11 protein-coding genes are annotated in these 12439 nt (G+C 55.3%); 6 read left to right on the top strand and 5 right to left on the bottom strand.

Annotation, left to right across the window (positions count from 1 at the left end):
• Positions 1 to 129 precede the first annotated feature (129 nt).
• The 5 genes from MNODULE_RS12055 (at position 130) to MNODULE_RS12035 (ending at position 7753) form a co-directional block, all read left to right on the top strand.
• On the top strand, positions 130 to 3108 hold the full coding sequence (locus MNODULE_RS12055; protein ID WP_168060096.1) for a CheR family methyltransferase: 2979 nt from the start codon (positions 130 to 132) through the stop codon (positions 3106 to 3108).
• 40 nt (positions 3109 to 3148) lie between these two features.
• A complete protein-coding gene (locus tag MNODULE_RS12050; protein ID WP_168060094.1) occupies positions 3149 to 5143 on the top strand; it encodes a sensor histidine kinase in 1995 nt (664 codons plus the stop codon).
• 153 nt (positions 5144 to 5296) lie between these two features.
• Complete coding sequence (locus MNODULE_RS12045) at positions 5297 to 6157, top strand: acyl-CoA desaturase (protein WP_168060092.1); 861 nt, start codon at positions 5297 to 5299, stop codon at positions 6155 to 6157.
• 156 nt (positions 6158 to 6313) lie between these two features.
• Positions 6314 to 7489, top strand: coding sequence for a cysteine desulfurase family protein (locus tag MNODULE_RS12040; RefSeq protein ID WP_168060090.1), 1176 nt, complete (start codon positions 6314 to 6316; stop codon positions 7487 to 7489).
• A 30-nt stretch (positions 7490 to 7519) separates the two neighbouring features.
• Positions 7520 to 7753, top strand: coding sequence for a sulfurtransferase TusA family protein (locus MNODULE_RS12035; protein ID WP_181071034.1), 234 nt, complete (start codon positions 7520 to 7522; stop codon positions 7751 to 7753).
• A gap of 49 nt (positions 7754 to 7802) precedes the next feature.
• Here the strand turns inward: MNODULE_RS12035 and MNODULE_RS12030 are convergent, their stop codons facing one another.
• The 5 genes from MNODULE_RS12030 to MNODULE_RS12010 form a co-directional block, all read right to left on the bottom strand.
• Entirely contained in the window at positions 7803 to 8393 is a 591-nt protein-coding gene (locus MNODULE_RS12030; protein ID WP_168060088.1) for a DUF3501 family protein, read from the bottom strand.
• A 40-nt stretch (positions 8394 to 8433) separates the two neighbouring features.
• On the bottom strand, positions 8434 to 9684 hold the full coding sequence (locus MNODULE_RS12025; protein WP_168060086.1) for an anaerobic glycerol-3-phosphate dehydrogenase subunit C: 1251 nt from the start codon (positions 9682 to 9684) through the stop codon (positions 8434 to 8436).
• An 84-nt stretch (positions 9685 to 9768) separates the two neighbouring features.
• Positions 9769 to 10197, bottom strand: coding sequence for a rubrerythrin family protein (locus MNODULE_RS12020; RefSeq protein ID WP_168060084.1), 429 nt, complete (start codon positions 10195 to 10197; stop codon positions 9769 to 9771).
• 43 nt (positions 10198 to 10240) lie between these two features.
• Positions 10241 to 10636, bottom strand: a complete 396-nt coding sequence (locus MNODULE_RS12015) for a Fur family transcriptional regulator (RefSeq protein ID WP_168060082.1) — start codon at positions 10634 to 10636, stop codon at positions 10241 to 10243.
• 59 nt (positions 10637 to 10695) lie between these two features.
• Positions 10696 to 11829 (bottom strand): FG-GAP repeat domain-containing protein, encoded by a 1134-nt coding sequence (locus MNODULE_RS12010; RefSeq protein WP_168060080.1) that lies wholly within the window; start codon positions 11827 to 11829, stop codon positions 10696 to 10698.
• Positions 11830 to 12018: 189 nt separating this feature from the next.
• Between MNODULE_RS12010 and MNODULE_RS12005 the strand changes: the two genes are divergently transcribed.
• Positions 12019 to 12411, top strand: a complete 393-nt coding sequence (locus MNODULE_RS12005; RefSeq protein ID WP_168060078.1) for a tetratricopeptide repeat protein — start codon at positions 12019 to 12021, stop codon at positions 12409 to 12411.
• The last annotated feature ends 28 nt before the right edge of the window (positions 12412 to 12439 follow it).

Below are 12439 nucleotides of genomic sequence, written 5' to 3'. Positions count from 1 at the left end.
GCCGCTTATCTTCGGTCCTTTGTAGAATGTTCGACGGTTTTATGCTAATCTGCGTCAGGCGCAATCGGCGGGATAGTCTTTTCGCGTCGGCTCTTTTATCGACGGGCGGCATTCACTTTTCCAAAGGGAATGAAAAAAGAGAAAAAAGGAAAGAAAACGGTCCCCCAAAAAAACCGACCCGCGGGCGCGCTCAAGAGGAAAACGCCGTCCGAACAGCCCCCCTCCTTTGAAGCGTTGTGTGTGGTCGGGATCGGCGCGTCGGCCGGGGGGCTGGAACCGCTTGATAAGTTCTTCGGTCATATTCCGCCCGATAGCGGTATGGCCTTTGTAGTAGTTCAGCATATGGATCCTCACTACAAGACCGCCATGCCCGAATTATTAAGCCGCCATACCCGTATGGCGGTTCGTATGGCGGAGGATCGGGCGCAGGTCAGGCCGAATACCGTTTATGTGATTCCACCCGCCAAATACCTCACCATTTTTCATGGCGCGCTTTACCTGAGCGACCCCGATAAAGACCACGACGTCCGCTTTCCGATTGATCTCTTTCTGTGCTCTCTCGCGGAGGACAAAGGACATCGGGCGGTCTGTATCATCCTCTCCGGCGGGGGGACCGACGGGACGCTCGGTCTCAAGGCGATCAAAGCGGCCGGCGGCATGACGATGGTCCAGGACGAGGCTTCGGCAAAGTATGGCGGCATGCTCCGGAGCGCCGTCGCGACCGGAAGCGTCGACCATGTCTTGCGGGTCGAAGAGATGCCCCAGGAGCTGCTCCGATACGTTCGTCATCCGTATATCTCCGCGGCCCCTCCGCCGGAGACGGCCGAGCCGACCTTTGTCGATCGATTGGACAAGGTCTTCATGATCCTTCGCTCGCAGACCGGCCACGATTTTTCCCTCTATAAAAGAAACACGATCAACCGTCGGATCGAGCGGCGGATGGCGGTTCACCAATTTAAAAAGATCGGCGACTATCTCAAATATCTGCAACAAACCAAGCCGGAGGTGGAAGCGCTTTTCCAGGAGCTGCTGATCGGGGTGACCAATTTTTTCAGAGATCCGGAGGCGTTCGAAGCGCTTCGGAAAAAAGTCGTCCCGCATCTTTTCGAAAAAAGGGAAGCCGAGCAGCCGCTCCGGATCTGGGACGCCGGCTGCTCGACCGGGGAGGAGGCCTATTCGATCGCGATCCTGCTGCTGGAAGAGATGGAGCGTCTCGGCCATTATTACAAGGTTCAGATCTTCGCGACCGACATCGACGAAGCGGCGCTCGAATTCGCGAGGACGGGTCTTTATCCGGAGGCGATCGCGGTCGATGTCTCTCCGCAGCGGCTGCGCCGCTTCTTCGAAAAAGAGGGGAACAGCTATCGGATCAAGAAACAGATCCGGGAAATGATTATTTTTGCCAAACAAGATCTGATCAAAGATCCCCCCTTTTCCAAATTGGACCTGGTCGTCTGCAGGAACCTCCTGATTTATCTCAGCGGGCTGTTGCAGAAGAGGATTCTTCCCCTCTTCCACTATACGTTGAATCCAGACGGTTATCTGATGCTCGGGCCTTCGGAGACGATCGGAGAGTTCGCGAATCTCTTTTCCCTGATCGATAAAAGGTGGAAGATCTTTCACCGGAAGAGCTCTCCGCGGATTGCCGTGGAGTTTCCGACGGCCCCCGCGGTCAAAGAGCCGGAGGGGCTTCAGAAAAGAGCGTTGAAGCTTCACTCCGAATCCGGCGTCGTTAGTATTGCCGAGAAGATGTTGCTGGACGACTATGCCCCTCCTTCCGTCATCGTCAATGAGCGGTTTGAGATCGTGCACTTCCGGGGGCGGACCGGGCCCTATCTGGAGCACACGACGGGAGAGGCGACCTTCAATATCTTGAAGATGGTGCGCGAAGGGCTCCGGCTCGAATTGCGGGGGGCTATTCACAAGGCGTTTACGAGACAGGAGCGGGTCGTCCGTCCCGAGATCCGTCTCGAAGGGAATGGAGAGATCCGCACCATTTGTCTCACGGTTCAACCGTTCCAGCAGAAAGGGATGGATGGTCTTGCGATGGTGATCTTTCAGGAGGTGACGCCGCACGCGCCGGCCGATTCCGGACAAAAAAAGGGGAAGGGAACGCCGCAGATCGATCAGCGCCTTCTGGACCTGGAGCATGAATTAAATACGACCAAGGAGTCGCTGCAAACGACGATCGAAGAGCTGGAGACATCGAACGAGGAGCTGAAATCAACGAACGAAGAGCTGCAGTCGACGAACGAAGAGCTGCAAAGCGCCAACGAAGAGATGGAAACATCCAAGGAGGAGCTGCAGTCGATCAATGAGGAGTTGGTGACGGTGAATTCCGAGCTGCAGAACAAGCTCGATGAGCTCTCCCAGGCGAACAATGATATGACGAACCTGCTGAGCAGCACCGAAGTCGGGACGATTTTCCTCGACAGCGCCCTTCGGATCAAGCGTTTCACGCCAGCCGTCGCGAAAATCATACATCTTATTCCCGGCGACATCGGCCGGCCGATCGGCCATCTCACCGGAAACCTCGTTTATGAGAAGCTCGTCCGGGATATCGAGGAGGTCATGCGGACGCTGATTTTCAAACAGAGGGAGCTTCAAACCCGGGAGGGGGATTGGTATTTGATGAAGGTCTTCCCTTACCGGACGATGGAGAACCGAATCGACGGGGTCATCATCACTTTCATGAACATCAGCGATCTTAAAAAATCGCGCCTGGCCCAAGAGGCGCTCCTCGATTACACGAACCGCCTGATCGAGGCGATAGAGCAGCCCTTGGTGGTGCTCAACAAACGGCTGCGCGTCTTATCGGCGAACGAGGCGCTCTATCGGGTGTTCCAGATTCAGAGAGAGGAGAGCGACGGGCAAGCTCTGATTAATTTGGCAGGGGGGCGGATGAATATTCCGTTGTTGAGGAGCGCGCTTGAGGAAATGATCGAGCGCGATTCAACAGAACGAACGGTTGAAGCGGAGCATGCCTTCCCCGCGCTCGGGAGAAAGCGGCTGAAAATCGGAATTCACAAAATCAAATTAAAAGAGAAAGTCGTCATGGAGGAAGAAGAGTTGTTCCTCCTGTTATTCGAAGAACAATCGCATCCGTAAGGAAACATTCAACGGTTTTAAAGGCGTTTCAGGGGCCCCCATGGAGATCCCTCCCAAAGCTCAACAGAAGCGGAAATCAAACAAGAAAACCTTCCTTTTCGGCGCCGGCCAAGAGCAAACCTACGATAACGGCGACGCGGCCCCCCGCTCTCCGAGTGAGGTTCAGAAGGTCATCGACCAACTCCGGCTCCATCAACATGAACTCGAATCACAGAATGAGGAACTGCGACGGGCCCAAACGGAACTGGAGGCCTCCCGGAATCGCTATTCCGACCTTTATGATTTTGCGCCGGTCGGCTACTTCACCCTCAGCCGAAGCGGATTGATTACGGAAGCGAACCTCAAGGGAGCGGATCTGTTAGGGGTCGATCGCGAATTTTTGCTGAAGAAGCCCTTTTATTTCTATGTCTTCAAAAGAGACCGGCCCCTTTTCCATGCCCATCGGAGGAGCCTCTTTAAGGGGGGGAAGCGGCAAATCTGCGAGATCCGGCTACAAACCAAGAGCGGTATTCCCTTTTATGCGCAGATGGAGAGCATCCTCATCGAAGATGCCTCGAGGGGGGCGGTTTGCCGGACGGTGATCAGCGATATCACCCTTCGAAAACAGGTCGAGGAAGAGCGGGCGCAACTCTTCGAGCGAGAACAGATGGCCCGTGCGGATGCCGAGCGGATGCAGTGGCGCCTCACTTTCCTGGCGGAGGCCAGCGAGATTCTCGCCGCTTCCCTCGATTACGAAGCGAGCTTGCCCCGCGTGGCGCGCCTGGTGGTTCCGTATATGGCCGATGGATGTGTGGTCGATGTTGTGGAGGAAGATCGGACGATCCGCCGGGTCGCCGTCGCGGCGGCCGATCCCTCCAAAGAGGGGTTGGGGTGGGAGCTGATGCGCCGTTATCCCCCCCGGCCGGGGAGCCCCCATCCGCTTCTGCATGTCCTACAATCGGGTAAATCGATCATTTTACCCGAGATTTCCGATCGTCTCCTGCAAGAGATCGCGAAAGATCCCGAGCACCTCCGGATGGCCCGCTCCTTGGGACTCAGATCGGCCATGATGGTTCCGCTGATCGCGCGGGAGCGACCGCTCGGAGTGCTTTCCTTCTTGACCGCGGAGAGCAATCGATGTTATGGAGAAGAAGAGCTTGTTTTGGCTGAAGATCTGGCGCGCCGCGTTGCTGCGGCGGTCGATAACGCGAACCTCTATCGGGCGGCGCAGAAGGAAATCGCCGAGCGGAAACGGGGGGAAGAGGCGATTCAGGAGATGAATCTGATGCTCCAGCAGAAGAATGTGAGTGTTGAGGAGGCGAGCCGCGCGCGAAATCTCTTCTTCTCCTACATGTCGCATGAGCTGAAGACCCCGGTCAATAGCATTTCCGGCTTTACCCAACTCCTTCGAAGGGGGGCCTACGGAGAGCTCACCCCCAAGCAGGCCGGCGCGGTCGGCCGCATTCATCATAATGCCAATGAACTGATTCACCTCATCAACAACATCTTGGATTTGGCCAAGCTTGAATCGGGCAAGAAGGGGCTGCAAGTGATGGAGGTGAACCTCAGGGAGTTAACAGAGAAAGTGTTGATGATCTTCGAGCCGCTCCTTCAAGAGAAAGGGCTTCATCTACGGAAAGAGATCGACCCCGGCTTCCCGGAATGTTTTTTGACCGACCCGATGCAGGTGAGAAGCATCCTGACCAATCTCCTCTCCAATGCGGTGAAATTTACCCATCGAGGCGAAGTTCGGCTCCGTCTGGGGCGGCGGGTGGAGCGGCAAGAAGTGTTGCTGGAGGTTTCAGACACCGGGGTAGGGATTGAGCCGGCGCACCTGGGGAAGATCTTCGAGGAGTATGAGCAGAGAGTGGTGGCGCAAGAGGTAAAGGGGAAGTATACCGAGGGGACCGGTTTAGGGCTGGCGATCGTGAAGAAAATGGTGGCGGCGCTTGCCGGAAGGATCGAGGTCGCCAGCGCCCTGGGCCGAGGGACGACCCTCACGATCCTTCTTCCCGAACAGCTACCTAATGAGTTTATTTATCCTATTCCTAGGTAGAATAGTCCGGCCGCTGATCCCCTCCGGGGGCGCTCCTCGGATCACAAAGCGCTTGCTTCCCCATCGACATTCCTGTATAATGCCAGACTTGTTTCGCACCTTTTCGGTTATACTTAAAACCAACTCACTTTATTACGAATCGAGGATAGAAGAATGGCGCAGATGATGACCGCCGATGTGGCGGATGGACGGATCATAGACTATAAGGCGATTGTTGTTTTTTCGGCGCTTTCGATGGTCATGTTCGTCGGCGTTCCCCTGTTTGGTTATTTTTTCGATTATTCCTGGTTGGATTGGACGATGTTCGGGTTATTCTATGTGATGTCCGGAATGGGGATCACCGTCGGCTACCACCGATTCATCTCTCATCGAAGTTTTAACGCTCCCGATGCGGTGAAGGTGGCTTTCCTGATCGCGGGGGGCTGGGCGCTGGAGAATTCCGCTCTGAAGTGGTGCTCCGACCACGTCCGTCACCATGCCAACGTCGATACGGATGCGGACCCCTACAACGCGAAGCGAGGATTCTGGCACAGTCATCTTCTTTGGATCTTCATCAAAACCCCCTTCTCGATGGATGATAAATATACGGCCATCTTTAAAAAAGATAAGCTGATCATGTGGCAGCACCGTAATTATCTCCTCGTCCTTCTTTCCGGTTTTGTCATTCCGACGGTGATCGGTTTTCTTCATCGCGGCTGGATCGGGGCGCTCTCCGGGTTTCTTCTCGCCGGTGTGTTCAGAACCTTCCTGGTGTTGAATTCGACCTTCTGCATCAATTCGATCTGCCATATGTGGGGAGACCAGCCGAACGGCACCCAAAACAGCAGCCGGGACAGTTGGTTGATCTCCTTGATCACCTTCGGCGAGGGGTATCACAACTACCATCACACCTACCCCCGCGATTACCGGAACGGCCCGAAGTGGTACAACTTCGATCCTTCCAAATGGTTGATTTTCAGCCTCTACATGGTCGGTTTGGCGAGAGATCTTTCCTATCGTACTGAAACGAATTAGGCTGTTTTTCTTTTAACCGGCCCTCCTTCGAAAAGGGGGGGCCGGTTTTTTATTTTCTTTGTCTAAAGGCCGTGCAGGGGTTCAATATGTTGAACCCCGACCATCCTTCCGCCGGTCCTTGACAACCTCTTTCCATCCCGCTTATTATTCGTCGTTATGAAAAAAATCTACCTCGATCATATCGCAGCCACACCGCTTCTGCCGGCGGCGCGCGAGGCCATGCTCCCCTTCCTGGCGGAGCACTTCGGCAACCCGCAGAGTCGGCATGCGGCGGGGGAGATTCCCCGAAGGGGAATCGAAGAGGCGCGCAAGCGGGTGGCGGAGCTGATCGGCGCCGAGGCGCGGGAGATCGTTTTTACCGCCTCGGGGAGCGAAGCGAACAACCTTGCGATCAAGGGCATTCTTGCCGCGCGTCCGAAGAAAAAGACCCACATCATCACCTCGGTGATCGAGCACTTCTCCGTGGCTCACCCCCTCAAGCACCTGGAGCGCGAGGGGGTGGCGGTCACCTGGCTTCCGGTCGATCAAAAAGGGCGGGTCCGCCCGGAACAGGTCGCGGCGGCGCTTCGAAATGAGACGGTCTTGGTGTCGATCATGCATGCGAACAATGAAATCGGAACGGTGCAGCCGATTCAGGAGATCGCCTCGATCACGCAGGCGGCGGGGGTCCTCCTCCACACCGATGCCGTCGCCACCGTCGGGATGATTCCGTTCCGTGTCGATTCCCTCGGGATCGATCTGGCCTCCTTCTCGGCCCAGCCGTTTTACGGACCGAAGGGGGCCGGGGCGCTCTATATTCGGCGTGGAACGCGCGTTCATCCTCTGATCGAGGGTGGAATCCAAGAGGGAGGTCGGCGGAGCGGGACCGAGAATGTCGCGGCGATCGTCGGAATGGGAGTGGCGGCCCTCGAAGCGAGAAAGCGCCTCCCTTCCGAAGCGCCCCGATTGGCGGCGCTGCGGGATCGGCTGATCGTCGGACTGACGGAGCGGGTCCCCCTCATTCACCTGACCGGGGATCCGATCCACCGGCTTCCTCACATCGCCAGCTTTGCGGTGGAGTTTGTCGACGGGGAGGCGCTGATTCGACTCTTGGAAAAACAAGGGATCTTCGCGGCGAGCGGATCGTCGTGCAGCGCCGAGGCGTTGAAGATCTCGCCTGTCCTCACGGCCACCGGATTTCCGGCGAACGTGGCCCAGGGGGGGATCGTCTTCAGCCTGGGGATGGGAACGACCGAGGAGGAGATCAAGACGGTCCTCTCCATTTTTCCAAGGTGCGTCGAAGAAATCCGGCAGGTCTCGCCGATTTACACCAGCCTGTCGCCTCGGACATAAAGGGGGCGGAGTACGATTAGGGATGAACGGATGATTGTTGCGGATCAGACACTCGACACCCTGGGACTCTTCTGTCCGATTCCGGTGATTTTGACTTCAAAGAAGATCAAGCAGATGGAGATCGACCAAGTGCTGGAGATCCTCTCCGACGATGAAGGGATCAAGAAAGATATGCCCGCCTGGTGCAAGAGCAGCGGAAACGAGTTCTTGGATTTAATTCAGGAAGGAAAGGTGTTCAAGGTCTACATTCGCAAGAAGAAATAGTTTTGAAAGCTGGGGCCGGCTGGAGGACTTCACCGGCCCCAGCCCTCTTTTATCCGTCCGCCTGATCCAAATCTTCCAGCAGCGCTTTTTTCGTCTCTTCCGAAATCGACGCCCGTTCTTTATAGTGGGGGTGTTCCGCAACCAGATAGTTTTCCTTTTCGCTTCGGAACGCTTCAATGAGCGTCGGATTCCATTTGAACCGGACATAATGGACCGCGCTGATCTTCTCCTCGGTGCTTCGGCCCCCCTCAAAAACAGCAGGGACCTTTTTCTTCCCGATCTGGAAATAAACGACATTCGGTTTGTCGATTCCGATCAGCCGGTCCAAAACCTCTTTAATCTTGGCTTCCTCGGTGATTTCGATAAAAAGGGTCGCGGAGAGCTCCCCTTCGTCCGGGATGAGATCATTATAGACGTCAACCTCCTCCTGGACCTTGGCGGGATCTTCGACCCGCTCTACGCGCAACATCTCGTGTATCTGGAAGAGAATGGTCTCCCGATTCTCGAAGGTCAAAGAGACGTAAGGGCCGACTTGGATCCGCCTCTTCTTCTTTTCCTCCATGATCCCTTGACGATAGGAATCTCTTATTTTTTCGTACTCAGCCAGTGAATGAAGTTCTTCAGCGTCGATTTTCTTCATCGTTCTGCTCCAGGTTGTAGGGGCGACGCGTGCGTCGCCCTCATAATCCGTATGCCTTTTTCACAATTTGAATCGGATGAAGCGGCTCTTTCCCGGTCCCCTGGAGGATTTGCATTCCGGCCAGGGGGCAGTCGGTTGCAACCATATCGGGATTCCCCTCCTCAATGGCGCGGAAGAGCGGCTTCGCCGTCTTCATCGATTCGTCGAAGTACTCGGTCTTGATCCCCCAGGTGCCGTCGTGCGCCGAGCACTTCTCGATCACATCGATAGTGGTTCCCGGAATCAGCTTCATCAGATCGCGCGATTTGTAGCCGATGTTCTGATCCCGCAGATGACAGGGGATTTGATAGGAAATCTTTCCGATCGGGTTTTTAAATTCCTTGTTTAACTTTCCCTCGCTGTTGAGCCGCATCAGGTACTCGCAGAGGTCGAACGTGTGCTCGGAAACGGTCCTTGCTTCGTCTCCCAATAAAGCGGGATACTCTTTTTTTAACATCAGGCTGCAAGTCGGCATCGGGGCGACGATGTCGTAGCCGGCCTGAATCACCTCTTCGAGCGACCGGATATTGAATCGGGCTTTTTCCCGGGCCGATTCGATATCGCCGACATCGAAATAGGGCATCCCGCAGCAGCGCTGCGGGGGGGTGATGACTTCGATGTCGTTCTTCTCCAACACCTGCACCGACGCTTTCCCGATATCGGGGGCGTTGTAGTTGACATAGCAGGTATGAAACAGCGCGACCTTTTTGGTCGCCGGCGCCGATTGAGGGGGCTGATTTTTTGCCCGCCATTCGGTGAAAGTCTCGGTCGCGATCTTGGGGAGAATGCGATCTTTGTGAATGCCGAACCATCGATGGATCAAGAGGCGGACGGCGCGGACCGAATTGGCCCAGTTGAGAAGCGGCGCCAACCGGCGTCCCCATCGGCCGACCCAATCGGTGTCGACCAGAATCCGATCGCGAAAGGTGGGGCGGTGGGTCTTGGCCCGCTCGGCTTTTCCGAGAAGCATCAAGCGAGGGAAGTCGAGGTTGAAGTGATGCGGCGGAGTGTAGGGGCAGTGGTTATAACAGAGCTTGCAATAGTAGCAGAGATCGGTGATGTCGTCCTGGTCTTTTTTGGCGAGGCTGTCGGCCTCGCCGGTCCGATCGTCTATCCGGATGAACATCTGATCGAACGAAGGGCAGAGATTAAAACAGCGGCGGCATCCGTTGCAGATGTCGGCGACGCGCGCGAATTCCTGATCGAGGGTTCTCTTGTTTTCTGAAATCAGGCTTAAGGGGTCCGGCGACATGGATGATCCTAATCTTTGAAAGATGGGGGTGCGCCGGCGGTCTCGCCGGCGCACCCTCCGGTTTGGAGTCAATAAGAGAGGCGGTTATTTCCCTTTGATCGAATCGAGGGCCTTCTGGAACCGGCCCGCGTGGGATTTTTCGGCGCGGGCGAGGGTTTCAAACCATGCGGCGATCTCATCGAATCCTTCCTCGCGCGCCATCTTGGCGAAGCCGGGGTACATCTGTGTGTACTCATAGGTCTCGCCGTCGATCGCCGACTGAAGATTGACGGCGGTATCCCCGACGGGTGATCCGGTGGCCGGATCGCCGACCTCTTTTAGAAAATCAAAATGGCCGAAAGCGTGGCCGGTTTCGCCTTCCGCCGTGTCGCGAAAAACGCCGGCGATGTCGGGCTGGCCTTCGATATCGGCCTTCCGAGCAAAATAAAGATACCGGCGGTTCGCCTGGGATTCTCCGGCGAACGCATGCTTCAGGTTGTCGTGGGTTTTGGTTCCGTTGAGTGGTTTTGCCATCTTTTTCCTTCCCCCTTTCTCGTCTGTTGTGTCAGACCGCAAATCAATGCGGTTGATTGGGTTCAATGCAACCTTGGCAGATGCCGAAGGCCTCTATTCTCCACTCATCGATCTGGAAGCCTTTTTCCGAAAGACTTCCGGTCAGCGAGCGGTAGTTCGGGTAAATATCTTCGATTTTTCCACATCGTCGGCAGGTAAAATGCTCGTGGCGGCTGACGTTTCGATCGTAGCGTTTCTCGCCGGTTCCGAAACTCAGCTCGATAATTTCACCCTGTTCTTTTAAGATCCGGAGATTTCGGTAAACGGTGGCTTGCCCGACCTGGGAGTCGACCTCCCGGACCCGGGCGAAGATTTCTTGCGCGGTCGGATGGGTTTTCATGTCGGAGAGGGTATCGAGAATCATCTGCCGCTGGCGGCTTTTTCGAAAAAAAGGGCTCATTGGATATTCACTTATTAATAATGAGAATGATTATTAATAAATGATTTCGGGTCCCTTTGTCAATCCCTCCTCTTTCTTTGTTTTCCGATCAGGAGCGAAAGGTTTTGATCTTCGTTATTGGCGACGACGATGTCGAGGAAACCGTCCTGGTTAAAATCTCCAGTCGCGATTGAAAAGGGTCCGACGCCGGTGCGGATATTCAAAGGAGGGTGATGGAAGGTCCCGTCCCCTTTTCCGGCTAAAAAGGAGATATTCGAACTCCGGCTGTTGGCGACGACCAGATCGAGGAGACCGTCTCCGCTGAAATCGGCCGCGACGGCGGCGACCGGTCCTCCCTCCGCCCCGAAATGATGCGCTTTCCCGTAGCGGCCCTCTTTCTCTTGAAGAAAAAGGGAGAGGGAATCTCCAAGGCCGTTCACGACCACAATATCGGGGAGGCCGTCTTGATTGAAGTCTTCCGAGATCAGGCTCAGCGGGTTCATCCCGGCGGTCCCTTTTTCTCCCTTCTCGAAGGTGCCGTCCCCCCGTCCCCATAAAAAAATAAATTCATGGCTTCCGGGGCCGTTGTTCGCAACGGCAAGATCGAGGAACTCGTCTCCGTTGAAAAGCCCGGAGATGATTCCGGTGGGGATCGCTCCCGGATCGAGGACCATTCCATTCTCAAATGTGCCATTTCCTTTCCCGAGCAGGATCATCAGACGATCGTAGCGCGAGACGACCGCCATATCCAGATGCCGATCTCCGTTGAAGTCGGCGACCGTCGCCATGAAGGGGGCGCGGCCGACCTGATAAATAACGGGAGGAGCAAAAAGGACGTGGCCTTGGTTGAGAAAAAGAGAGAGGTTATCTTCATCGTTGTTGAGGGCGGCCAGATCAACCTTTCCGTCTTCGTTAAAATCCCCGAAGGCGATCGATCGGGGCTGCCGTCCGGTTTTGAGCTGGACCGGATCTTGAAAGCTTCCGTCTTTGTTGTTGATGAGAAGAAAGACGTTGTTGTCTTCGGTATTGGCCACCGCCAGATCGAGGAAGCCGTCTTGATTCAGGTCGGCGGCGCCGACGAACGAGGGGCTATGCCCAACCGCGTAGGTGATCGGCTCTCGGAAAGGATTCGGCGGGGGCGGTTCGGGTTTGACACAACCTGCTTCCAGGAAGAGGAAGATCACCGTGAGGACTGAAAGAGATTGGTTCATCATGGCCGGTATTCTACGCGAATTCATTTGCCTGTCAAATTCTTTTTCAAAGTGACATCGCGATCGATATTCCGATGATGCAAGCCTACCTGACAGGATTAGCTCTTCGAGGTAATTGATGCGGGGCAACCGCGATTATTACAATAAAGACTACGGAATATGCTCACCAGGCTCACCAGAAGGAGGTATAGAATGAAAAAAGTAATCGTATTGTCGATAGCGTTGATGTTCCTTACGACGGCGTGTGGAACGACCAGTAAGATTTTTAACGGCGGAGGCGGCCAACCGCAAGCCGCGGCGCCGGGGAATTTACCGGAAACCGTTCAAGATGAATTTAACGAAGGCGTTGATGCGTACAACGAAGAAAAGTATGTGAATGCGCAGCAACATTTTGAGAACGTGACCAAAATCAATCCCGATATCCCGGAAGCTCATTTGAATCTCGCGCTCGCCCTCTATCGGCAGGGAAAGACCCAACAGGCCAATCAACATTTCGAAAAAGCGCAACAGCTCCTCCAGAAGGAGTTTGGAATGGGAGGCGGCCAGCCTGAAATGGGTCAACAAGATACGAGTGGCCAGCAGTAGGAATCGACCGGAACGGATCGGCGGAAAG

Origin of the sequence: Candidatus Manganitrophus noduliformans (assembly GCF_012184425.1) — a bacterium.
GTDB lineage: Bacteria > Nitrospirota > Nitrospiria > SBBL01 > Manganitrophaceae > Manganitrophus > Manganitrophus noduliformans.
The sequence above is the reverse complement of the archived record's forward strand: the minus strand, read 5'-3'. Positions and strand labels throughout refer to the sequence as shown.